The organism is Agathobaculum sp. NTUH-O15-33 (assembly GCF_033193315.1).
Classification (GTDB): domain Bacteria; phylum Bacillota; class Clostridia; order Oscillospirales; family Butyricicoccaceae; genus Agathobaculum; species Agathobaculum faecihominis_A.
This window is the reverse complement of sequence record NZ_CP136187.1, coordinates 473,835-498,425: the sequence shown is the minus strand read 5'-3', so window position 1 is coordinate 498,425 and position 24,591 is coordinate 473,835. Positions and strand designations below refer to the sequence as shown.

The 24,591-nt window shown below is 48.1% G+C and carries 21 protein-coding genes; 3 read left to right on the top strand and 18 right to left on the bottom strand.

The genetic code is table 11. The features are described from left to right. Nucleotides 1–67 precede the first annotated feature (67 nt). Nucleotides 68–2,641, top strand: coding sequence for an S-layer homology domain-containing protein (locus RWV98_RS02525; RefSeq protein WP_317863555.1), 2,574 nt, complete (start codon nucleotides 68–70; stop codon nucleotides 2,639–2,641). A 102-nt stretch (nucleotides 2,642–2,743) separates the two neighbouring features. Here the strand turns inward: RWV98_RS02525 and RWV98_RS02520 are convergent, their stop codons facing one another. The 4 genes from RWV98_RS02520 to RWV98_RS02505 all read right to left on the bottom strand — a co-directional run bounded on the left by RWV98_RS02520 (nucleotide 2,744) and on the right by RWV98_RS02505 (nucleotide 9,830). Then, the gene (locus RWV98_RS02520; RefSeq protein WP_317863553.1) at nucleotides 2,744–5,599 is read right to left on the bottom strand and encodes an S-layer homology domain-containing protein; all 2,856 of its coding nucleotides are present in this window, start codon (nucleotides 5,597–5,599) and stop codon (nucleotides 2,744–2,746) included. A gap of 163 nt (nucleotides 5,600–5,762) precedes the next feature. Then, on the bottom strand, nucleotides 5,763–7,265 hold the full coding sequence (locus RWV98_RS02515; RefSeq protein ID WP_317863551.1) for an O-antigen ligase family protein: 1,503 nt from the start codon (nucleotides 7,263–7,265) through the stop codon (nucleotides 5,763–5,765). Then, complete coding sequence (locus RWV98_RS02510) at nucleotides 7,156–8,496, bottom strand: O-antigen ligase family protein (RefSeq protein WP_317863549.1); 1,341 nt, start codon at nucleotides 8,494–8,496, stop codon at nucleotides 7,156–7,158. The genes RWV98_RS02515 and RWV98_RS02510 overlap by 110 nt, the downstream gene beginning before the upstream one ends. Before the next feature lie 209 nt (nucleotides 8,497–8,705). Further along, on the bottom strand, nucleotides 8,706–9,830 hold the full coding sequence (locus RWV98_RS02505) for a glycosyltransferase (RefSeq protein WP_317863547.1): 1,125 nt from the start codon (nucleotides 9,828–9,830) through the stop codon (nucleotides 8,706–8,708). Nucleotides 9,831–10,008: 178 nt separating this feature from the next. On the opposite strand from RWV98_RS02505, the gene RWV98_RS02500 reads away from it, so the two are divergent. Both RWV98_RS02500 and RWV98_RS02495 read left to right on the top strand, forming a co-directional pair. Further along, complete coding sequence (locus RWV98_RS02500; protein ID WP_317863545.1) at nucleotides 10,009–11,385, top strand: undecaprenyl-phosphate glucose phosphotransferase; 1,377 nt, start codon at nucleotides 10,009–10,011, stop codon at nucleotides 11,383–11,385. 30 nt (nucleotides 11,386–11,415) lie between these two features. After that, nucleotides 11,416–12,015, top strand: coding sequence for an HAD family hydrolase (locus RWV98_RS02495; RefSeq protein ID WP_317863543.1), 600 nt, complete (start codon nucleotides 11,416–11,418; stop codon nucleotides 12,013–12,015). 68 nt (nucleotides 12,016–12,083) lie between these two features. Here the strand turns inward: RWV98_RS02495 and RWV98_RS02490 are convergent, their stop codons facing one another. The 14 genes from RWV98_RS02490 to RWV98_RS02425 form a co-directional block, all read right to left on the bottom strand. Further along, nucleotides 12,084–13,085, bottom strand: coding sequence for a WavE lipopolysaccharide synthesis family protein (locus RWV98_RS02490; protein WP_317863541.1), 1,002 nt, complete (start codon nucleotides 13,083–13,085; stop codon nucleotides 12,084–12,086). Further along, nucleotides 13,069–14,166, bottom strand: a complete 1,098-nt coding sequence (locus RWV98_RS02485; RefSeq protein ID WP_317863540.1) for an acyltransferase — start codon at nucleotides 14,164–14,166, stop codon at nucleotides 13,069–13,071. The genes RWV98_RS02490 and RWV98_RS02485 overlap by 17 nt, the downstream gene beginning before the upstream one ends. Next, nucleotides 14,144–15,451, bottom strand: coding sequence for a glycosyltransferase family 2 protein (locus tag RWV98_RS02480; protein WP_317863538.1), 1,308 nt, complete (start codon nucleotides 15,449–15,451; stop codon nucleotides 14,144–14,146). The genes RWV98_RS02485 and RWV98_RS02480 overlap by 23 nt, the downstream gene beginning before the upstream one ends. Further along, nucleotides 15,429–16,391: a WavE lipopolysaccharide synthesis family protein gene (locus RWV98_RS02475; protein WP_317863536.1), complete on the bottom strand. Its 963-nt coding sequence runs from the start codon at nucleotides 16,389–16,391 to the stop codon at nucleotides 15,429–15,431. Before RWV98_RS02475 ends, RWV98_RS02480 begins: the two co-directional genes overlap by 23 nt. A 27-nt stretch (nucleotides 16,392–16,418) precedes the next feature. Beyond that, on the bottom strand, nucleotides 16,419–17,144 hold the full coding sequence (locus RWV98_RS02470) for a glycosyltransferase family 2 protein (RefSeq protein WP_317863534.1): 726 nt from the start codon (nucleotides 17,142–17,144) through the stop codon (nucleotides 16,419–16,421). After that, entirely contained in the window at nucleotides 17,137–17,472 is a 336-nt protein-coding gene (locus RWV98_RS02465) for a hypothetical protein (protein WP_317863532.1), read from the bottom strand. The genes RWV98_RS02470 and RWV98_RS02465 overlap by 8 nt, the downstream gene beginning before the upstream one ends. Beyond that, nucleotides 17,469–18,200: a glycosyltransferase family 2 protein gene (locus tag RWV98_RS02460; protein WP_317863530.1), complete on the bottom strand. Its 732-nt coding sequence runs from the start codon at nucleotides 18,198–18,200 to the stop codon at nucleotides 17,469–17,471. Before RWV98_RS02460 ends, RWV98_RS02465 begins: the two co-directional genes overlap by 4 nt. Continuing rightward, nucleotides 18,197–18,856 carry an HAD family hydrolase gene (locus RWV98_RS02455; RefSeq protein ID WP_317863529.1) on the bottom strand — a complete coding sequence of 220 codons (660 nt, stop codon included), beginning with the start codon at nucleotides 18,854–18,856 and terminating at the stop codon, nucleotides 18,197–18,199. Before RWV98_RS02455 ends, RWV98_RS02460 begins: the two co-directional genes overlap by 4 nt. Continuing rightward, nucleotides 18,849–19,499, bottom strand: a complete 651-nt coding sequence (locus RWV98_RS02450) for a hypothetical protein (RefSeq protein WP_317863528.1) — start codon at nucleotides 19,497–19,499, stop codon at nucleotides 18,849–18,851. Before RWV98_RS02450 ends, RWV98_RS02455 begins: the two co-directional genes overlap by 8 nt. A gap of 15 nt (nucleotides 19,500–19,514) precedes the next feature. After that, the gene (locus RWV98_RS02445; RefSeq protein WP_442872092.1) at nucleotides 19,515–20,243 is read right to left on the bottom strand and encodes an ABC transporter ATP-binding protein; all 729 of its coding nucleotides are present in this window, start codon (nucleotides 20,241–20,243) and stop codon (nucleotides 19,515–19,517) included. 11 nt (nucleotides 20,244–20,254) lie between these two features. Beyond that, the gene (locus RWV98_RS02440; RefSeq protein WP_317863526.1) at nucleotides 20,255–21,724 is read right to left on the bottom strand and encodes an ABC transporter permease; all 1,470 of its coding nucleotides are present in this window, start codon (nucleotides 21,722–21,724) and stop codon (nucleotides 20,255–20,257) included. A 269-nt stretch (nucleotides 21,725–21,993) separates the two neighbouring features. Next, the gene (locus RWV98_RS02435; protein WP_280961688.1) at nucleotides 21,994–22,659 is read right to left on the bottom strand and encodes a DUF6320 domain-containing protein; all 666 of its coding nucleotides are present in this window, start codon (nucleotides 22,657–22,659) and stop codon (nucleotides 21,994–21,996) included. Continuing rightward, a complete protein-coding gene (locus tag RWV98_RS02430; protein WP_317863524.1) occupies nucleotides 22,659–23,969 on the bottom strand; it encodes a hypothetical protein in 1,311 nt (436 codons plus the stop codon). Before RWV98_RS02430 ends, RWV98_RS02435 begins: the two co-directional genes overlap by 1 nt. After that, a complete protein-coding gene (locus RWV98_RS02425) occupies nucleotides 23,900–24,568 on the bottom strand; it encodes an alpha/beta hydrolase (protein ID WP_317863522.1) in 669 nt (222 codons plus the stop codon). The genes RWV98_RS02430 and RWV98_RS02425 overlap by 70 nt, the downstream gene beginning before the upstream one ends. Nucleotides 24,569–24,591: the final 23 nt, after the last annotated feature.

Here is a 24,591-nt window from a genome sequence, read left to right as displayed (position 1 = left end):
AAATTCATATGTAGGCCATTTCAAAAAGATTCTGGCACTGGTACTGGCGTTCGCATGCGCGTTCACCATGTTTGCTGGTGCTGCGTTTACGGATTCGGCCGACATTAGCTCGACCAACAAAGAAGCCGTAGACACTCTGGTAGCGCTGGGCGTCATCAATGGCTACAAAGATGGCTCTTTCCAGCCCACCGCAACCATTACCCGCGCTGAGTTCGCGAAGATGATGTACGTTCTGCGTACCGGCAGCGACAACGCTGACGCACACAAGAACGCCAACACCACGTTTAACGATGTAAACGGCACCTGGGGTGCTGGCTACATCAAGTACTGTCAGGCTCTCGGCATCATTGCCGGCAAGTCCGCGACCAAGTTTGCGCCGGACGAGACCGTAACCGGTCAGGAAGCCGCTAAGATGCTGCTCGTAACCCTCGGTTACGACGCGACCAAGACGGGCCTTGTAGGTCACGGCTGGGGCCAGAAGGCTGTAGCGCTGGCTGATGAGAATGGCCTGTTGGAAGATGTAAACGCTGCTCTGACGCTGGCTCTGCCCCGTCAGGACGCTGCCCAGATGATCTACAACACTGTGAATGCTCACACTGTTAAGATCACCGACGGCGAGTACTCCAACATGAACATCATTGGCACCTACTACCCCACCGTTGGTGAAAAGTACATGGGCCTGAAGAAGACCACTTCTGTCCTGACCGACGTTGAGAAGGATGGTTCCACCTACAATCTGACGCTGTCTAACGATCCGGATGATGTTGATACCGAGGAGACCACTTATGACTCCTATGTAAACAACACGCTGAAGGGCGTTGTTTACAACTTCACCAAGGTTACGACCGACTACTCCTCACTGAAGAACCAGAAGGTTCGCGTGCTGTACAAGGCTTCCAACAATGTTTACGGCGTTTACGTTGTAGACTCTGGCAAGATCGGTAGCGGCACGGTTGGCAGCATGGAGAAGGATGGTTCTAAGCTGAAGGTTGACGGCACCAAGTACAGCGTAGCTGACAAGGCTGTTGTCAAGGTTGATGATCAGTACCTGAAGGGCTACGATACGGCCGCAAAGCTGCTTGACTATGTTGACATTGATGCGAAGGGCCTTATCAAGGCTTACAACGCTTCTGCGATCTCCAACACCGATTCCGGCAAGGTCAATCTGCTGGATGTTCAGTCTCTGGTTATTGCACAGGTTACCTATGTTGGTTCTGACTATATCAACGTAAGCTTCAAGTCTGATAAGATCGGCGATGTTAAGACGAAGCTGACTGATGACGACGCTACTTGGTACAAGGATGTTGCCAAGGATGACTACGTTGCAATCACCCAGCCTGCAGTTAACGCTGACGATCTGTACAACGTTACCAAGCTGAACGTTGTAACTGGCAAGGTTACTTCTTCTAAGAATACCAATACCGCTGATGATTATCAGGTTAAGATCGACGGCAACTGGTACGAGATGGCCATTAAGAATAGTGATGACTACAAGGACATGAAGGCTGGTAGCACGGTTGCTATCGTTGTGAAGGACGGCTACTGTGTAGCGGTTGACGACCTGAATGCTTCTGTTGACGACGTGGCTCTCGCAATCGAGATTGCTAAGACTTCGGGCGTTGGTTCTGGTTGGGAAGCTGATCTGCTCTTTACTGATGGTACTCGTGAAACAGTAAAACTGAAGTCTGATGAGGGGCTGGATGGCAAGAAGGATACTGAGATGAAGGCAACTGACTCTCCCTTCCTAGTAGCCTATTCCAAGAGCTCTGGCAAGTATAAGCTGACTACTATGTCTTCTACTAAGACGGCTGGCTACGATGTATTTAGCTCCGCTACTGGTGCAGGCACTACTGCAGATCCGTATGTAAAGGTTAAGAACAACCGCTTCACCAAGGGCGATGTTAAGTTGATTGACGACAACGCTACAGTAATGGTTCGTTATGATAAGGGTGATAGCTACCGAGTCATCACTGGTAAGGCGCTGAAGAGCTGGAGCGATTCCACTGATATCTATCAGGTTGATGTGCTAGCGGACAAGAGCAACGGCTCTAACTACACCAAGGTTGCTTATATTGACCTCGGCAAGAAGAGCAGTATTCCAGGTGGCGCTGACACGCTGTACGCTTACCTGTTCTCTGGTCCGGAATTTAACGATGACGATGACGATTCCTACTACGAGTATGATGCTTGGAACGGCACCGGCGATGTTAAGATTAAGATCACGGAAGATGAGTCTGAAATTCTGAATGAAGGCACTGTTATCGAATATAATCTTGATACTGACGGATTTGCTAACATTGAGAATAAATGGACTGCGTCTGATCTTACGGCAGCTGCTATCACTGGCGGCGATCTGGATAAGGATCTGACTGGTTCTGTAAACCTCTCCACTGATGGCAAGAACGTTTCTACCTACGATATCGACGAAGATAACGATCCTATCGTTCTGTTCATCGATATGGAGGGCGAGAACGGTGTTGTTCAGACCTCCTTTACTGAGGCTGAAGAGGACTCCAAGGGCTATATTGAGAATGCTGTATTTGCGTTCGATGAGACCGATACCTCCAACATCAAGGTTCTGATCGTAGATGTTGGCGACAACAACATCTATGAGTCTGGTGTTTACGGCTCCCGCAAGTAAGTTAAGTAAACCGTTAGTCTGAAATAGTAAAAAAGGGCTCCCGAGCATATGCTCGGGGGCCCTTTTTATTTGTCTTGCGATAATTGAGGTTAAGTGCCTAAATTACCACTTGGTGATGTTGTTGTTCACAACATCGACAACCAGAACAGTGATCTGATCGTCGCCATCGTTATCAACGAAGGCATGTACGTTCGGTGCAAAGTCTTCACTCATGATGTTGGAGGAATCGTTCTGATCCTTCAGGACACCATTGATGTACTTCATCGAAGCCGGCACCTTGTTCTGGGACCAGAAGTCCTTGTCGAAGGCATATGCCAGATTGATGTCGCTCATGTCGTAGCCAGTCAGACCTTCGCCCTTGTCAGAGTCAACATACAGGATCGTCGTATTGCTCTTATCAACGATCGTCCAAGCATCGCGATTCGACTCAGAACCGCCCGCAGCCGTCTGTACAGTCGCATCGCTATTCAGCGAGTACATCGAGATATCGCCGGAGCCCGAATCGTAGCTGGCAACAAAGTAGTCGCCCTGACGGTCGGAGCTAAAGGTATCGATATCAGCCAGCGTATCGCCGGTGCCGGTGTAGGAGATAACCTCACCCTTATCCAGATTGTAAGCTGCGCTGTCATCGGTGGTAATGGTGATTTCTTCCGTACCATTCCAGGCGGTGATCTTGTATACAGTGCCGTCAGCCGTGCCGGTCTTCTTCACAACGTCTTCCAGAACAACAGCGTAATTGTCGCTGCCGCCGCCGGTGCTTTCCTTACCAAGGTCAAGGAAGGCGCACTGTGCGTAGTAGCTGTTGCCGCTCTGGTCTGCAACCGCTGCTGCCTTACGGATATTGCGGTCATAGTTCGAAGCGGTCTTGCCAGTAACGACCTTGTAGTCACCATCATCGCCGTTGATGCCAGCCTTGTACTTGACGAATACCACGCCGGTGGACTCGTAGTACAGGCGGGAAATAGATTTGGAGAACGTGCCGTCCTTGATGCTGCCATCGGTCTTGCCGCCGTCTACGGTGATATACTCATCATATCCGTTGGTTTCGATCGTGTTATCATTCGTATCGGTGTTGGGATAACCCAGACGGGTCAGAGTGTAAACATCCTTGGAAACCTCATAGCTGACCAGCATCGGCTCAGCATTGGTCGCCGAACCAGAAATATTGGGGTTGGTATAATTGCCTTCGTGGAACTCGATAATGTTCGCGCCATCATCCTTGTCGTCCCACTTCTTCTCGATCTCGACAACCTTATCGGTGCCGTCCGCGAAGATCATGCGAGCTTCCCACTTGGAGTTAACGCCGCCGGACGGAGCTGCTTCAACCAGCAGAGCAATGTCGTCCACGCTACCCGCGGTGGTATCGGTGTAGTAAACATAGCCGTCTACAACAACCATATCTACCTTGGAGCCGGTGTTCGGGCGCTTGACCATTGCATTGCCCTTGCCAGCCATGGTGTACCATTCGCCGTCCAGAGATACAGAGTCATCGCTCTTGGTGCCGTCAACCTTGCCGGTAACAACGGTAGCCTTCTCGACCAGACCATTGCCGGAAGCGTAATTGCCAGCAGCCGTCAGAACAACATAGTCGTTCTTAGCAATGCCGTCATACCAATCCCAGTCATCCTCTTCGAGCTTGGTAGAGCCAGAAATGCTGTTGTCGCCCTTCTTGACAGATACGTTGATGTAGTCAGAGCCAACAGAAGTGACTTGACCAACCGCATAGGTCTTGACGGACAGGATGGAGTAGTTGGAGGTGCCGTCGGTCGCCATCAGGGAAACAGCAGTCGGCTGGAAGTAAGCAGCATTGGTGTACTTATCGCTAGCATCGTCGCCATACTTGTTGATGAATTCCTTAATGGTAACAGCGGTATCGTTCGAGGTAGAATAGGTCGTGCTGAAGTTGCCATTGCGATCCTTGTACAACTGCTCGCCGTTCAGATAAACGGTGGTGGTGCTGGCCAGATCGTACTTGGTGCCGTCCAACTTAGCCTTGCCGCCGTCCATCTTCAGGTTCTTCAGAATGCCGGTGTTCTCGGTGTTGTCCTTGGTAGCGAACACGCCGTAAACCGTCTTCTTGTCCTTGTACAGAACGGTAACTGTCTTGTACTTCATCGAAGAGTAGTCCTTAGCAACATCGGTAAAGCTAAAGATAGCCTTGCCTTCTGCATCGGTGGTCTCGTTCCAGTCAACAACGTCCTTGTTGGAGTCCAGAGTCAGCTCATAGGTATCCTTGCCGTTGGTCTTGGAGACCTCGGTCAGGGTAGAGGTGGACTTCTTCAGGCTCATGTACTTCTCGCCGATGGTCTGGTTGTCTTCGCCCAGAATGTTGGCGTTGGTGTACTCGTCGTCGCGCCACACAACCGTGGGAGCGTCAACCGCATTGTACATCATCAGCGCAGCATACTGACGGGGCAGAGCCAGCGTCAGAGGAGCGGTTACGCTGTCCAGCAGGCCATTCTCGTCCGCCAGAGCGGTAGCGCGCTGGCCCCAGCCGCTGCCAACCAGCTTAGCCTTATCCGCATTGTAACCAAGGGTTACAAGCAGCATCTTAGCCAGTTCCTGACCGGTAACAGTGTTATCCGGGTCAAACTTGTTGGCGCCCTTACCAGCGATGATGCCGAGGGATTCGCAGTACTTGATATAGCCTGCGGCCCAGGAGCTCTTCGTGGTGTTCAAGTCCGTAAACTTGCTCTTAACGCTCTTGTAGGCATCCGCATTGTCGGTGCCGGTGCGCAGAACATACAGCATTTTTGCTGCTTCTGCACGGGTGATCGTGCCGTTGGGCTGGAAAGAACCATCGGTATAACCGTTGATTACGCCCAGCGCAACCAGAGTGTCTACAGCTTCGGAATCAACATTAATGTCGGCCGAATCCGTAAACGCAGCACCAGCGAACATGGTGAACGCGCAAGCGAACGCCAGTACCAGTGCCAGAATCTTTTTGAGATTCTTCATAGGTAAGTTACCTCCTTAAAATTTTGGGATGTCTCCCTTTTACGTTGTCTATCGTACCATACCGTTTTCGCCCCGTCAAGCGATTGAATCGCGACGTAACACAGGTGTAATATTGCAGTGACCGACGGGTCATTATTACCCGCAGGTCACATTTCACAAAAAATTATGCGTTCTCGCTGTTTCGTGTATACAGGATCCGATCTACGGTCGTCCCCTGCTTAACACGCATCGTAATTGTATTTTCCGTATCGCTCTCAATCTCATTATTAAGTGCAATACTGTTACCGGCTGAATCCAGCGCGACCAGCGTTTCGCCAACATACACTTCCGTTACGCCAGACAGATCACCAGACTGCACCGTCAGACGGTAATCGCCGTCGCTTTTGATCGTATACGTCAGCCGCACCACACTGTCAGCCTGCGCAGTAAACGAACCGTCGCTATTCCACGCGACCGCTCCCTCCACTGTCTGCGCACTGTCGGGCGTGCCGTCCACATCGCAATCGGCCGTATACGCTGTGTCAATGACCATATTGGAAAAAATACTCAGCGCAGACTTCATTTCATATGGTTCGATCGCGGAAACTGCAAGAAGCTTTCCTAAAAAAGTATTGTTCTTTGCTGTGAGCATCAAATTATCGAGTTGCTCTTCATTTAATGCACGTAGCTTATCATAGGTGGCTTTCATACGGTCAATATATTGAGCTTTATCCTGCAGTAGCGAAATCGCCCCCATCTGCCCTACCGGATCGATCATGGCTTCATAAATTGTAAATACGTTTTGCCAAACCGTCGCATCGGCTCTGACATAAGCCGCGCCTTTATCCAACGTATCCAGCGCCGCGTCATATTGGCCTGTGCGCGCATAGTATTGGGCAAGCGGAACTGCAATAGAGTTTGACTCTGCCTTTTGCAGATCAGCGGCATATTTATCCGCCACGCCTTCTTCATTACCGCCCGAGAGCAGATAGGAAAGCTTATAGTCGTTCGCTTCAAAGAAGTCGATCGCCGCGCAATTCTTGAGTGTGTCCAGCGTCAGATTTTCACCGTACATCGAGATCTGCGCAAACAGATTCAGGCCAAGCAATATAATAAAGATACTCGCGCCCGCGATCAGCGGCGCGCGGACCGCCGTTCCCTTATCCTTTTCCGGTACCTTTAAACGCAGGCTGTCGCCGCAGTACAGCGTAACAAGCGCCAGCACGGAGAAGAACATCGGCAAACAACCGCCGACCGACCAGATGACGTCCGTCGTCGCCTGACCAAACATCTGTAGCACACACGCCGCAAGCAGCATCACGATCAACGGCTTTGCTTTACGGCTTTTCACAAAACTCCAAATCGCCGTACCGAGAACCGCCAGATAAGCGAGCAGGCCCAAAACACCTAGATTACAAAGCACCTCAACATAGTGGTTATGCGCGTGCTTAGTCTCATAATAGTAGTCCTGCACGGAAACGACGCCATTTTCAAAGCCGCCCAGACCACGGCCAATAATCGGCGAGGTCGCGAACAGGCGAAGCGCATCCTGTCGGTAAACACCGCGCTGCACAACGTTACCATTCGCTGAAAGGTCCTGAATACGGTCGGCGATGAAGGCGGGCAGCAGCTTGTAGCCCAGCTTCCAGGTCGCCGCTCGCCGCGCCGCTGTATGCTGCGGTTTCAATCGTAACTCCCGGCGTGCCGCCCGAAAAGGTGACAAATACCAATTCGCTGTTCTCCGGTACGGTGAACGCCACCGGCGCGTCGGAGGTCCCGGTCGCAAGTTCCGTATCGGTATTCTGAATCAAATTGTTCATGTTCTTATAGGCCACGCGTACGTTTACAGGCGCAGAAGCCTCGACGGCAAGCGTGTATTCACCCGCCCCGAGGTCAGCGGTACGGGTGAAATCAGAGGTTTCACGGAAGGTGTAGGCGCCGGTCACATTAAGGCCCGCAACCAGATAAGCCGCTGCGGCCACGACCAGCACAGCCGCCAAGATCAGCATCAGCTTGCCCTTGCCCTGAAACGCCTCCGTTACGCGGGCGCGAACAAATACCTCCAGCAGACAGAAAACAACGCAGCCCGCGATCAAAACGATCAGCGGCAGCAACGATCCGGACACGGTGTCGCTAAAGCCGCGCGCCGCCACCATGCCGGCAGCCAGCGCCACTACCGCGGTTTGCACCAGCAGCAGAAACAAAGACATGCGGCTCTCCTTGGGGCAGAGCACAAGCATCAACACGCAGGCCAGTGCAAACACACCGAGCGAACCCATTGAAAACGCCAGCAAATAAGAAACCGTATTGACCGTCAACAAAATGCCGCAAAGCACACGCTGCCGGTTTGTATCCGCCGTCAAGGCGAGATAGAGCGACAGCAGGCAGGCCATCGCCATCAGGCCGCCGTAAATGTTCGGGTTGCCGAAGATGGTATGCAGACGCGCATAGAAGGACGCGCCTGTGTCGCCATAGCCGGCGTTCATCACGGTCATCAGTGCACGAAACGGCCGCATCAAAAGGTTGGAAGACGCCGCGTCGATCGACAGGATACCGACCGGAGCGCAAGCCGCTGCCAAAATTGCCGCGACACGCCGGAAAGAAACAGCGGATTCCTTCGCATACAGGGTGATGCCGATATAGAACCCAAATGCCGCCAGTACGCAGGAAAACTCCGCGATTGCGAATTTACCGGAGCGTGCATATAAGGTAGAAATACCGCAAAGCAGCACATAGGCAAATACCGCGAAGCCGACCGGTGTGAACAGCCGCTTGATGCGCTTTTTATCCGCAAAGGCTACCATACATAGGGTGACCGCCAGACTGACGAAGCCCACCACCTTTTCCGTCAAGTAGCTGCCATTCTGCGTGAAGGCGGTGACGAAAAACAGCAACGCCGCCATCAGTACGCAGAGCACCACCCCATTTTTTCTTTTTAGCCTGTATCGGCTTCGTTGCCATATCTTGATTACCTCCAGAAAGAATTGATACGTCCTTCATGATAGCACTGCCGCAACGCTTAAGATTTTCTCCTGTGTCAAACGCCGCTGGCAGTACCATTGTTTCCATGCAGTGCCTTTAGTCGCACTGCGGTTATTGTACCATATTTTATCCAATCGTGCAAAGCCTACTGTGAAGAATGCCCCGCAAGCGCGCTGCCGTATATTTCGATCAACTTGGGGTAAACCGTAGGCAAACCATAACATTCTACCGAACGCCTTGCGGCTTGTCCCATCGCCGCGCGTTGCTGCACACTGAGCAAAGAACAAACCGCCTGCACAAATGCTTCCTTATTATTATAAGGAAAGAGCCGACCGTTTTCACCGTCTATGACCAAGTCCTCGTGCCCCTTGATCCGACTTGCCACAACCGGCAGGGCACAGTGCATCGCTTCCATAAGATTAAAGGGCAGCCCTTCTATTCTGCTTGCGGAAACAGCGAGATCGGCAGCGTGATAGCACATTTCCACATCGGACATAAACCCCGGACATACAACCCGCCCGCTCACGCCCAGTTCTGCGGCAAGCGAAACGCAGGCTTCCAGCAGTTCCCCCCGGCCCGGCAGCAGCAAACCGACGTTCTCCGGCAAGGAAGGCAGCGCCTCGATCAGCATCCGTTGATTTTTTCGCCCGGAAAACTCAGCGGGATATACCAATATCACTTGTTCCGCGGAAAAACCGAACGCCTTGCGAGCCGCGCTACGCTGTTCTGCGTTCGCTGGCGCGAATCGGGAAAAATCCACGCCCATGCCGGGTGTTTGCACGATCGCTTTGCCTAAATGGTATTGCCTTGCGATCCTTTCATCCTGCCGGTTCATGGTCAGCACATAGTCGGTCACAGGCGCGCACAGCCGCTCAGCGCCCAAAAGCAGCCAGCGCTTCGCGCCAGCTGTCTCCGCGTCGAACAGATAGCCGTGCGAGGTATTCATCATTACGGTATCGCTCTTGCCCGCGCGGCGCAATGCCAAGCGGGTAAAAAACGCGGCAAGAGCGGTGTGTGTGCTGACCAGTGCATACCCCTCTTCTCGCATCAATCGCGCCAACATACCGGCAGCGCGAAAATTAGCGGGTGCGGTCATCTTTTTTTCAAACGGCAGCTCGATCAATCGACTGACGCCAGCCAGCGTTTTTTTTTCGCCCCCCGCCGCAGCGTGAACCTCATAGCCCTGCTCAGCAAACCAGCGCATATAGGGCTGGTGGAAGGTGGCTAAATGTCCAAAAGTGGAAGCCGTATACAATACTTTTTTTTTCACAGAAACCGAACGACCTCCTTTTTTTGCACTTTATCGCTTTAATTTCATATGTAAGTATCTTATCGCATCGTTTCTCCTGTGTCAAGGCAGGGTTTCCCCAATTTGCTATGGCTGTTTTCGACAGATTATGTTATACTGGGTATCGAATACAAAAAGCCTTTCAGGGGGAGGATTCGCCTTGGTTAAAGAAAATCAAACGCTGCTTAACCGCTTAAACGGCGTTACTGACGGCTTAATGCTCATTTTGTCCATGATGCTCGCTTACTTTATCCGTTTCTATTTTTTCCATGGCGAGCCGGGACATCTGGGGCTATCCTTTTATGTTTGCGCCATTTTGATAGCTCTGCCACTATTTTTGCTGTTATATGGCTTGTTCGGCCTTTATGAATCATTCCGCTCCAAAAACTTTATTTCAGAGTTCAGTCTGCTGCTGCGCGCGAACTTTCTTGGCGCGGGCGTGCTGATGGCCGCCTTCTTTATTTTAAATAAAATGCATCCTTCCCGTTGGGTGCTGATCGTGTTCTTTGTCATCAGCACGATTTCGGTCACCGCTAAGCGCTGGCTCATGCGCCGCATGCTGCGGTTTTACCGAAAAAAGGGGTATAACTTAAAGCATGTATTGCTGGTCGGTTCGGGCGAACTGGCGCAGGGGTATCTGGACGCACTCGCGCAGAACCGCGATCTAGGCTTTGAAGTAAACGGTTATATTGCCCGGCACGACAAGCTTTCCGGTCTCCCTTACCGCGGGGGATACGAAGCCCTCCCTTCCACTCTGACCCGCCTGAAGCCGGACGAAGTCGTTGTTGCGCTCGAGGCCGACGACTATCCTTATTTGGCAAAAATCATCGCTTCGTGCGAAAAAGACGGCGTCAAGGTGTCTCTAATCCCATTTTACACGAAATTTATGCCCGCGCATCCGGTGATCGACGAGATCGGCGGCGTTTCGCTCGTCAACCTGCGCCACATTCCGCTTGATAATATCGGCAATGCGTTTTTGAAGCGTACGGTCGATATCGTTGGTTCACTGGTCCTCATCGTTTTAACGTCGCCGCTTATGCTGATCTCTGCAATCGGCGTCAAGCTGACCTCGCCCGGGCCGATTATTTTTAAGCAGGAACGCGTGGGCCGCGGCAAAGAACCGTTTCAAATGTATAAGTTTCGTTCCATGCGTGTCAACGCGAAGCAGACGACCGGCTGGAGCCGTGATGTTGATCCCCGCAAGACCAAGTTCGGCGCTTTTCTGCGCAAATTTTCCATTGACGAGTTACCGCAGTTTTTCAACGTGCTAAAAGGCGATATGAGCCTCATCGGTCCACGGCCCGAGCTGCCCTATTTCGTCAATCAGTTTAAAGAAAGCGTGCCGCTTTATATGGTCAAGCATCAGGTACGCCCCGGTATTACCGGCTGGGCACAGGTGAACGGCTACCGCGGCGACACTTCGATCCAAGCGCGCATTGAGCATGATATTTATTACATCGAAAATTGGTCGTTGCTGTTTGATGTAAAGATCCTGCTTATGACACTGTCTCGTGTGGTCAATTCAGAAAAATTGTAAAAAAATTGCCCCCCAGAAAGGAGAGCACGCATGATCCGCAATATCGTATTTGATGTAGGGCAGGTTTTGCTGCGTTTCGAGCCCCTCAAATGGCTGCATACGCTGTTTGAACCGGAGCGCGCGGAAGCACTTTATTCAATCATTTTTGCCGGTCCCGAATGGCCGATGCTGGATTCGGGCGCGCTTACGGACGAAGAAGCACTTGTCCGCTTCACCGCGGCGCATCCCGAACTTGCCAGCGATATTGCTCTTGCCTTTGGCCGCTGGCCCGAATGCCTGTCCCTGATCGAGGAGACCGCCGCCCTTGTCCCCGCGCTCCGCGCGCGCGGCTATCATACCTATGTGCTCAGTAATTTCAGCCCTCGCTTCTGGCTGATCGCCCCGCAATATCCCGTGTTTGAGCTGATGGATGGCATGTTTATCTCGTCCAACGAGCATCTAGCCAAACCCGACCCCCAAATCTACGCACGGCTCTGCGAAAAGTTTGATTTAGTTCCCGAGGAATGCTTCTTTATCGACGACATGCCGGAAAACGTGAAGGCGGCGAAGGAGTGCGGGATGGAGGCAATCGTGTTTCAGAACGGATCCGAGCTTCCTGCGGCATTACAAGCAAATCGAATATTGATATAAATAAAGCAAGGACGCTTTTCCGCTTAACGGGCAAAGCGTCCTTACTGTTTACATTTCAAGTCTATCTGTCATTTGCGGCTCAATAGTCGTTTTACTTTTTCCTTAATATGTAGGCAATGGAGCAGGTGAAGCAGTACACGACGTAACGCAAAACCGATTCTGGCCAAGAAGCATAGAAACAGTCGAAAGGGCCGGAGCTCGGTTTTATGCAGGCAGTACTCCTGAAAGAGCTGTTTCCAATATCGGTGGGATACGAGACTCGATTTTTCTAAATAACGGTTTGGCCGGTACTTGGTAAACCGAATACCAAATTGCTTTTGATAATCGAGTACAACAAAATCCCCAGCCAACATACGTTCTGTCTGTCTAATGTTTTCCTCTGTAGCATCATAAAAGCAATCGCAATGTACTGGCTCAAATTGACGTAGGAAGTTCAAACACAGATATTGCTCCGGAACGTAACGAGAAAGCAGATTCGTGTAAAATCCAGTCTGCTCCCTAGGGTGTGTGGTAAACCACCGGATTTCTTCAGTCGATTCACAAGGCGCGGAAAAATATCGTTTGAGATCCTCTGTTCGGCCGAATAGCACCCAATCCGATGGATGAAAAGGCAACGGATAAACGCGTGGGTTCCGTGTATAGTAGTTGCAGATCAAAATACGGTTTTTAACATGCAATGGTGGAGCCATTTCATCATAGCGGCCAAACTCCTTTAAAAAGTCCACATTTTCAAGGAGTATATCGGTTCGGATCTTTAAACAATACGGACGCGTCGCCTTTTCAAGCCCCGCCTGCGTGCTGACGATTTGGCGGTTAATATTATTGTAGGTATTAGCAATATCGTCGGAAGTACTGCATCCCGGATCATCTGTCATCAGGAGTTTGTCATAGTTAAATGAATAAAGCCTATTCCCTTTCCAGATTGACAGAACAACCTCTGCTTTCGGCAACAGAATCCTCAGCTTATGTATACATAAATTGGTTTTTTTTGAGTCAATCGTTCCTTGCACAACTATTGTGACTAATGAATCCATCAAAGCGAGAGAATGACCTTTACTCACACGTTCCATTGTTCATACCCTCAACATTCCGATTAACAAATGCACAAAAGCATTTTACAGGCCTTATCCCTACTATTTTTATAACAAATAAATTTAGGATTTTATCTATTAGCATCCCCATTATGACTACAGCGAACATTACAAAAAAACAATAGGGAATGAATTGCGGAGTGTTGAATTGTACATCGATTTTAAAAAAATACTTCCAAACCCAACCATCCCAGTATAAGATAGGAACTTGGTGCAATATAAAAATACCAAACGAGTGTCTTGCTATTACATTAATAATTTTAGAGGTCGGTATCCGAATATTCACAAAAAAGTAAAACAGGCATAGCGCACAGATAAATGAAAAGAACGATTGATAAGTTGAGACAAAGAAAAAACGAATTTCCCAAGCATGCAGCCACATGGTCTTAAGATGATCAAATATTAATACCGAAACGCACATGACACTATACATCATCAGCGCAATCAGCAAGCAGGTATACTTCGATGCAAGTATCCGAATGGGATGTTGTTTTAAATATCCCATCAGGCAATAAAGAAAAACAAACCACACAAGATCATTTGAGAATGGTATATATGTGCTTAATAGTGGAATGGACCCCAATGCTACAATTACCAAAGCCCCAAATAGTAAGCCTTTTATATACGCGTTATTTTTATTATTATGCAGAATTTGATTTAAAAATGGGGAAAGCACCAGAAGAAAAATATAGTTTTGAATAAACCAATATGGCTTCCCAGCTATAGGAAAAAATTGGAGGAAATATAAACTCGTATTCGTGATATGTGGGAAAGTCAGTAATATAAATCCATTTACCAGCAAACATGCAAACAAAGTTTTTATGTAAAGCTGTGTAATTCGTTCCACACGGAATGGTAAATCTACAAGAAAAAACGCTCCAATCATAACGAAAATATTGCATGCCATTCTGCCACCCGCGTGAAACACAACACAAAAAACGAAATTGTCGGAATTTACAACATCTAAAGCGTTACTTTGAGATATTATATGGTATGCAATTACAAATAGCATTGCAATAATACGTAGTAATTCCACATTAGATTGCTTTTCTTGATTCATTCTCCATACCTCGTGTCTTTGCATTTTCAGATATCGTCTGTACCAATCTATCAATTTGTTGTTTGGAAGTACAAACATCATACTGCATTTGCTCCAATTCCTCTCTAATCGAACTAGACACCCGGTATGCTGGAAGCATTGACCTTAAAACTGTTTTACAGTATTTTCTCAACTTGTTTTTCAGGTTGTGTAACCAGTCTTTACATGCTACTATTTTTTGCTCTTTTGTAATTATAACCTTTAGTTTATCCCAGATTTTTAGCGTTTCATCTTTATTGTAATTCTTAAAGCATATACCGTACAAAATATTAGCTATCTTTTCTCGATCACCGCTCAAGTAATTACATAGTAAACGAAAATATGCAGTGGGAAAGCCAATAAAAATCTTAAATATTTCACATATAAACTGATAAACCAATTCAGCATCTTGGCAATCTTTAATGCGTGTCATGAGAAATCCAATGCTCTCATTTAATATCTTACCGTCATTTATAAACAGTTGATTCAGACCACATGGTGCTTTTCGTAATATGTCATCAGCCAATCGATAGGCGCGGAACAAATCCAAACACTTTTCCGTAACTATAGAGGTTGTACTATTGGCAAAATCTCTACGGTACCAGTATAAAGGAGAGTTTAGCCAAAAAAAATGAATACGATGCGACATAAGACTTACCATAAAAACCCAATCTTCATAAATCATTCCTTCAGGAAATCTGATATTCTTCTCGATCAAGAGCTTCTTAGTATAAAGACCTGCCGCAGCATTAGTAAAATTTACGCTTATTTCTTGTTGCCTGCTATAAATAATGGGAGATTCCGTATGATATAGGGGACCATCGAAACATTTAAAGTGTTTCCCATTAGGGAAAAACATTTCCATATTAAATAGCACTACATCCACTTTGTGACGGCTAAATACTTCTATGCATTGGAGAAATGTGTTAAATACCAATCGATCATCACTATCCAAAAAACAAACATATTCCCCTTTCGCATGCATTAATCCAAAGTTGCGTGCCACCGATTGTCCTTGATTAGATTGATGATAACAATGGACTCTACAATCTCTGGATCCATAGAATTCTATAATAGAAGGCGACGAATCAGTCGATCCATCGTCAATACAAAGAATTTCTAAATTTCTGTAGTTTTGTTTAAGCACGCTATCAAGACATTCGCCTAGAAATCTTGCCGTATTATAAACAGGAATTATTACGCTTATCAAAGGCATGGCTATGGACTGATGAATCTTCCACTTTTTATCGCTTAAGTAATAAATCATCTAACTCTCCTTTCTTTGCATTCGTTTTGTTCATACAATACTTTTCATAATCATTTATAAACACTTTATGCGAATACATACCACGTCTGAGACTTTTGGGCATAGTAAAAGGGTATTTAGTCCATTTATTATATCGATCACTACCTGCCTTCTTTTTCCCACAAACAAAGCGAAATTGCCAAGGATCAAGTAAGATACAATTCTGTATAATTAAGTTTTCTGACCATTGAATATTAGACCGATTATAATCCAAGTAGTTATCAAAAACGATTTCCGGAAACACTCTTTTACAAGCGTTATAAAATATATACTGTTCTGGCGCATATCGATGAGACCCTCGAAGTAAATCTGCTTTCACTCCCCTATACTTATTAATGTTTAAATACCAAGCTGTTTCCGGCTCTTTTGGCAGTTCAACAGAATAGAGCAGGCGGATATCCTCAGAAAAACCAAAAGCGAGCCAATCGCTTACATGAAACGGAAGTGGCTGATCAGCAATATCTGACGAACAAAACTTTTTCGAGAAAAAGGAAGAAAAAATCAAACGGTGATGGAACAGTTTATATCGATCATCCCTCTCTGTGAATCGATTAAAATATTTAAGAAAATTACAAGATTTAATAATTAAATCCGAGCGAATTTTAAGTATATATCGGCGAGTAGCCTTATGTATTCCATTTTGGGTTGAAATTAGTTGTCGTAATGTATTATTCGTAAATGTACTGCAAAATTTATCTTGAAATCCATAAGGGTCTTTACTAAATACAACGATATCGCTATTGAGACAAGATACATCTGTACCCTCCCAAGTTGATAGAATAATTTCCGCTTGAGGAAGGTTTTTGCGAATACTCGCTATGCTGCGCGCAGTATTTTCTCTATCTACAGCGCCTTGAATAACAATAGATATGTCTTTCGTATCAATTTCATTTATGGTCATTACTTACACCTATCAATTCATCACTTATTATGAGTGTGAGTCTAAAAAAAATGTTAAATCTATAGGTGTCCCCAACCCATACATTCCATTATTTTCACTGCCTATGTTGAAAGAAACTAGTTTTTTTCCTGACTCAACCATTTCGTTGTATACAGGTGCGACATAGAATTCATTATTAACGCGAACGTTCTTTTGGATCATCTGTTTCGCATATTTCACGAAATCCGCGCCATGCTTATAGTTATAAATACCTACCGTCGCCTCGTCGGAAATGACTTCTTTTTCGCGGATCATGGTTACATAGCCCTGTTCATCGTACTTGATAAAAGACCACTTGGGATCGGAGGCGGTCATGGTCATGATCAAACCGTCGTTTTCCTGCATAGCCGACAAATAGTCGTTAATATCAATATCCACATATTGATCAGAGTTTGCGATCATCAGCGCGTCGCTGTTATTAATATACCGCTCCGCCAGCAGGACGGTACAGGCAGCTCCTTCCGTTACTTCGCACACAGGCACAATCACGCTGCCCGGAGCAATACGTGAAAGCACGTGGGGAAGGTCATAGGTTTCGATATGTTCCTGCAAGCAGATGTAAATAAACCGATGTTCACATTTAGGTCGAATGTTCTGTGTCACAACCTCGATCATGGGATGTCCATTGATGTCGATTAACGGTTTAGGTAGCTTGTAGCCGGCATTCGCAAACCGGCTGCCACGCCCAGCCATCGGCACTACGATGTTAAGCATTTTTAGTCTCCTCCACGTATTTATCATGATTTGCACCCGGCAGCTTTACAACTGTATTAACCGCATCGGTTACCGCCAAAAAGTCTGTTGTTTCTCCCGGCTCCATCACGATGATGTCGCCCGCGTGGTATTCTATGCCGTTCATGCGAACCGTGCCCTGCACTACCACGGTGATTTCAGTCGCGATCTTGTGATAATGCGCGCCCTCGCTATCTCCCGCACGGTAGGCCTTAACGGCAACCTCACAATCATTTGTCCGGTATAGGGTTGGTTCAAAATTGCCGACAAACCACCCCTTGGTCATATCATTTAGCTTGGCGGTTTTCATGCAGTCTGCCTCCCTTTTAAGAAAACGCCATACTCATCCATACTTTTCTGATCCTTTAGGGAAAAATACTCATCCTTTTCGATAAAAAAAGCGCCGATTCGCTGTTGGTGCAGGATCATTTCGTTATAGCAGGGGCACACATAGTACTGGCCGTTTACGCTGGCATCCTTCTCCAGCATAGAGAACGCCGCCGCCACAAAATCGCTGCCGTGTTTGAAATAGTATTGACCGGTCGTAGCATTGCGGCTGATAGGATGTTTTTCAGCAGCTTCGCAAACCAGTCCATCCTCGTCGATTCTGACAAACGACCACTTGGGGTGCAATGCGTCAAAGCATACCACGCCACCGTCCAAATCCCGGTCGGTATAGGAGTTGATGATCTCTGTCCACGGTCGCGTGATGATCTGATCATAACCAGAAATAATCAGCGGCTCTTCGTTATCGATTTCATCAATCGCCAGCAAGCAAGTACACGCCGAGCCCTTTGTTGCGCCACGTGATATCAGAATCGTGGCCGAAGGGATCATAAGACGAAGCATATCGTCAAAATGAAAGTTTTTTACATCCTCTTCCCGGATGATTAAAACAAAATGAGCATTATCAATAGTATTTAAACTCTCTAAAACATACTGAAAAGCAATTTTTTTATTAATTTCATACAAACTTTTAATATATGCACTGTTATCAAAGGTCATGGCTTCTCCCGCAATGGGAATAACGATATTCACGCCGAAACACCTCTTTCTATGTTAGCCGCAGTTGATTCGATTTGCTTCACCCGCCTTGCAATGTTATCATAGGTAACATCATACACCGTAGCCACTTCCAGCACATGGGCCCCCGCCGCTTGCGCTGCAGCGATCCCGTTATGATTGTCCTCTACGACAAGACAATCCTCCGGACGCAAGCCAAAGCGGTCGATCGCGGTCGTATAAATTTCCGGATCGGGCTTTGCCTTTTTAACATCCTGATTGCTCAGAAAGAAATCCAAATAGGGCATAAGATGGCTTTTCTCCATCATCTGTTCGATGGTATAGCGGATAGAATTCGACGCCACAGCCAAACGATAACCCTCGGCTTGCAGACGGGACAACGCATATTCGTGCTGAAACATCGGCTTGCAGGCGGCTTGGATATAGTCGATCGTATATTGCTGCTTCAGCCGATTAATAAAGGGATGTAGTTGTCTGGGCAGACCTCGTTCGGCAGACAGCATCTCAAGTTTACGCGCGGTTGGCAGTCCGTCATAGGTGACTAAATGATCATACCGGCTGATTGCAAATCCAAACAGGCCGAGCGCCTTATTGAGTGCCTCATAATGCCACTCCTTAGCATCTATAAGCACACCGTCCATGTCAAAAATAATGGCCTTGATCTTATTCATGGCTTATCCCTCCTTCGGTACAAAAATACCGTCGTGCTTCATCCGGATGATCCGTACATAGCATCAGCATGTCTGTATTCGGAAAACAATCACGCAGTTTCGACCAAAAAGCCAAATATGGGCGCCGATGCAGGTCTGGTGAAACTAGACACACTCTCTTTCGCGCCGAAAGGTGCTGTTCCACCAGTTTTGGTGTGATCCATCCCTCTTCTACAAATGCATCGATCCATACACCGGCCGCGTCTTCATAAAGATGCGGCCGCTCTTCATATTCGCTTTGTCGAGAAAAGTACGTCAGCCCCGCTTCTCGGTATTCGATCATTTGCGGCAGCGACATATCGAAAGTGAAGTAGTTGGTGATATGGTACCGTAAAAGTAAATCCTGAAGAGCATCTATTAAACCATCTGCTTTTATATTAATGGCGAAGCAAAACCGATTCTTCTGCAATTCCAGTGCAGAAAAAATGCGGTCAGCCCGAGGGCTGTCACGATCCGCCATATTATGTGAAATCACCAACCGTTTCTGATAATCTCGCAGATCCGATTCAAAACCGTAGCCGTGCGCCAAAGCTGCATATAGCGCCTGCTCCGAATTGGCAGGAATCTCTTTATTCCAGTATCCACGGTGCGCTAAAATTTGCACAATTTTACTCCTCCCCTATTGCTGGTATGCATCACATACCTTGTCTGCCGGACCAATCAGCTTTACTTGACCATGATCAAGCCAAACTACGCGTCCGCACATCTCTCGTACTTGTTCTATCGAATGTGACACCAAAAGCACGGTTGTACCACCGGACATCATCTGCTTCATTCGATTTAAACTTTTTTTCTGAAACGCATCGTCGCCGACTGCCAAAATTTCATCCGCAATTAAAATCTCCGGCTCAACCATGGCGGCAATTGAAAAGGCCAATCGCATTAGCATACCGGAAGAATAGTTTCGGATAGGAACTGTGATGAACTCCCCAAGTTCGGAAAATTCAACGATTTCGTTATACTTTTCCTTCAAAAATGCTTCTGTGTAGCCAAGAATCGCGCCATTTAAAAAAACATTTTCCTGTCCAGTTAAGTCAAAATCGAATCCGGATCCTAGCTCAAGCATGGGCACGACGTTTCCATTCACAGCAACCGTACCCGCTGTCGGCTTTAATATACCAGATATGATTTTTAACAAAGTGGATTTCCCCGATCCGTTCCGCCCAATAATACCAACCGTTTCCCCGCGACGAATCGTGAAGGTAACGTGCTGCAGGGCTTCAAACTGTCGATATACAAGTTTCCCTCGTACCGCAGTGGTAATAAACTCTTTCATAGACAGGATACGGTCATTCATCAAACGAAACCGCATGGAAACATCCTGTATTTCAATCATTTTTTTGCTCACAATCGTGCTCCTTATAAATACAGAATGAATTTATCCTGTGTCTTCTTAAACACACAAGCACCGACTACCAGCATTCCCACGGCAAATAACGCACTCTGTACATAGAGCATCGGCTCAGGGGAAATTCCGTCGATCACGCAAATACGTGTGAATTTTATGAAATAGTATAGTGGATTTATCTTGAGTACAATATCCATACCCGGCGGCAAAATGCTCTCTGGATAAAAGATCGGCGTCATATACATCCAGATCATACTCAGTACCCCCCACAGGAACTGCGTATCTCGGAAAAACACCATAGATGCAGACAGTAGCATACCTAGCCCTAAACAAAATACAATAAGACAAATCAATTCAAATGGCAGCAGCAGATACGCTTTCGTTGGCATAATGCCTGAAAAGAGCACTACAAGAAAAAGCGGAATCATAGAAATTAATAAATTGACTGCCGAAGATAGTGTACGAGTAAGCGGATAGATGTACTTAGGCATATAGACTTTTGTAATTAAAGTGGAGTTTCCTGTAATAGAACCAAGTGTCATACCACACGCTTCAGAAAAAAAGTTGAACATCACGCCGCCACAAAGTAAATAGGCTGGATAGTTTTCTATATTCATTCTAAAAATATTAGAAAACACCATATACTGCACAGACATTGTCAGCAACGGATTAAGAAAACTCCATAAAATCCCCAGCACAGACCGTTTATATTTTGTCTTAAAATCACGAGAGACAAGTTGGCGAATTAGAAACCGGTAGCGCCGTACAGCAATCAGTGCATTTACCAGCAGGCTTTTGCGTCCTTTCTTTTGCTTGTACAATATAATAAAATCAAACAGAAGCAGGAACAGCCAGCCGCCGAATACAAACTCCCAGTAATGTAACCCAGACCATATATAATCGCGTCCGGAGATGGAAAAGCTTAGCACCCCAGATACGGGCTCTCCGTTGATGAGTAGCTGTCCTTGTTCAAGCGCTCCATCCGATTTCATTAATGGCGTTACAGCATTACCCGGTGTGGAATTCGGCGAGAAAATACGCAAAAGCATTGTCTTTCCGAAATAACCTTCCAGTGCCGGAAGGGTGAAGTCTGTCACTTTTCCCTCGGTTAGCTCGTTTGCCTGAAGCACTTCATCCAAAAGCAGCTTTTGCGTTTCCGCATCCAATAGCTGGACGATTACTGTGCCTTGGTTTACGCGGTTGAACGACCCCCACTGTACAGAAATGTTATCAATAATTTGAATATTTGTATGAAAGCGTTGCTCTACGGTTGAACCTGTTGTAAGCTCAATAGTTGCCGCATTGGCTGTTTGCATTTCAATATTTCCACGCGAATTGCGATAATGCAGTTGCTCCCCAGACAAAAAATAAAAGCAAACCGTCAATAGGAGATATCCAATCAAAATACCAACACAAATTTTTTTAAGAGGTAGCGCTTCATCGTTTTCACGCATCCGTATTTTTTTTATCGAAGATTTCATCGGTAAACTGTCATCCTTTTATTATTACTATATGTAAATAAATAAATATATTTATTTACATATAGTATTTTACATATTTCTTTTTAGAATTTTTGATTAAAAATAGTATAACACGCATCCTACATTTTTTCCAGCCCTTATCCAGAATATTTCCTATCGAAATTATTCATTGTTAAACCACCAAAGTAAATTATAATATATAATTATTTACCGCAAGCAAATATTCCCCCGCAGTCCGACTCAAACGAGTGGGGCTACAGGGGAGTTTTTTATAGATGAAACCGTCTTGCCAATTCCGCTTTGATTGTCTGCCACTGGAATAGAAACAGGGCGGCGAGCAGCACAATGCTGAGACCGGCACAGAGGAAGGAGGGCAGGCGGATATTCACCTTGCCGCATGCGACCAGAATAAACGGCACCAGCCCCAGCGCACAGGCGGCGCTGAAGCCGCCCGCAAAGGTGCGCACCGGCAGCCGCAGCGCAGTCGCGAGCACCAGCATGGTCAAAAGCGCCGCCATACACACGCAGGGCAGTACAAAATCGATCGACCAGCCGCGCCACCCTGTCCATAGGTCCCAAAGGATGGACAGGCCCGGGATCAAAAACATTTGCCACATGATGTTTTGCATAATATCGCGCCGGTACTGCACCCCGATGGCCGCGGCGACCCATACGCAGGCAGCGCCGACCGCGACAAACGCGCTCCACCAGACCCGCGTTGAAACCGCCATATTGACCAATACTGAAATGGCGCTCACGACAATGGCGATCAGCGCCAGCACGCGCAACACAAAGTTGCCGGAAAGGCGGCGACGCGGCAAATCGGGAAAAATCTCGGTATCCGGCTCGGGCTCGCCGGCAAGCTGTCCGCCGCACAGCGGGCAGCAGGTCTTGTGGCCCGCCACATTCACTTTGCAGTAGGGACAGTGCTGCATTACGGTTCCTCCTCATTGTACTCGTTGCTGCGTATTTCGACCTCGATCCCCATTTCAGTCAGGCGCGTAAAAAAGCGGCGCTGTACATCCGTGGCCTCTTTGACCGATGTAAAACCAAAATGCAGGCTGCTGTCAAACGTGCAAGTGCATAGCTCAAGCGCTCCCGTCGACATAAACACGCCGAAGCCGCGCACGTATGGATGGAGTTCCTCCGGCAGCTTGAATTTGCCGACGTTGGACAGCGCGGCCGTCTCGCCCATATCGGCGATATAGCCCGAAAACCGCAGCACAGGGTTTTTAAGCGCCAACGGAATGGGCCGCAGCAGCGGGTTGTGTTCGAGCGAAGCCAGCTTGTTCAGCCGCGCCGCCAGCTTTTCCGGCGTCAGCTCGCTTTTAAAGGCCGCCGCCGTCTCCGTGAGGATATCCTCTAATTCTCCGCTGCGCTCTCCAAAATGGTAGCCCACACGGATGGTACTGAAGAAATTGCGCGTGGTGTCGCTCGGAAAAAAGCCGCGCAGATCGACCGGCACCGTCAAAACGACCGGCCTTTTGCGATGCCGCACATACATCTCCTCGTGGATCGCTTCAAACAGCACGGCGGTCAAAAATACGGTTAGCGTCGCCCCATAGCGGTGCGCCGCGTCGAGCACCTGACGGACATCCGCCACGCCCTCCAGAATCGTTAAACCGCCGTCCGGGCGCTTGGGACCGCGCAGCCGGTAGGCCCGACCCGCTCCGCTCGATTGCTCGCCGCTGCGCATTTTGTAATATTTCTGGAAACTGTCGGCCCATTTCTGGGAAACCGGCGCTTGCAGCTGTACCTGTGTGCCCGCTTCCGGATGGCACAGCGCCAAATAGGCCGTTATGAGCGCTTCAAAAAAAGCGATCGCGCCCGCGCCGTCGGCCAGCACGTGGAACATATCAAGGTTTATCTTGCTTCGCCAATAGCTCACCTCTAAAAGGAGCGAGCCGCTCCCCTCGTAGAGCGGCGCGCAAGGCGGCGCATGCTCGGGCATGACTAGCGGCCGCTGGGCGGTCTGCTCTAAATAGTACCAAAAAACGCCCCGGCGCATAACCATCAGCATGTGGGGAAAACGGGTCAGCGTATCATCCAGCGCCTGCTGCAGCAGGCCGGGGTCGACCGGTTCGCGCAGCTCGCAGGACAGACGAAACACGCCCGAATCCGCCCCGTGCGAGGTAGGCGGGAATATCTTGGCCGCATTGTCCAGCCGACTCCAGCTTAAGGTTTTTTTATTCGTTTTTGCATTCGGTACACGTTTTTGCTTTCTTTTTGCTTTGTCTCTCGGCATGAAGCAGCCTCTCCATTCAGGAAATGATCGATCATATCGTAGGTGTGCCGTACCGCGGAGTAGCGGGGCGGCAAGGAAAAATAACCGTGCAACGTATCGGGCATGCGGTAAAGCATGACCTCGTTTCCTGCGCGCCGAAGCGCATAGGCATACGCTTCGCCTTCGTCGCGCAGCGGGTCAAATTCAGCGGTAACAACCAGCGTGCGCGGCTGACGCGATAGATCCTTTGCCAGCAGCGGCGCAAAATAGGGATCGTTCATGCATTCCGGCTCGTCCCCCGCGTAAAGCGCCATATAGTCCCGCACGCGTTTTGCCGTGAGCAGGTAATCGTACCCGTTTTCCCGTACGGATTCAAAGCGGGAATCCGGTGAATGATCGTTATAGGTAGCGGGGTAAATCAGAATTTGCCGGGCAATTTCAAATTCTCCCCTATCGCGCGCCATCAGCGAGACCGCCGCCGCCAGATTCCCGCCCGCCGAATCGCCGATAAGCGTGATCTCGCGGCAATCCACACCGAATAGATCCGGATTTTGATAGACCGCCCGCGCGGCCGCGTAGCAATCCTCCAGCCCTTCGGGGAAGGCATGCTCGGGCGCCAAGGCTGTATTCGACCGAAGCGACG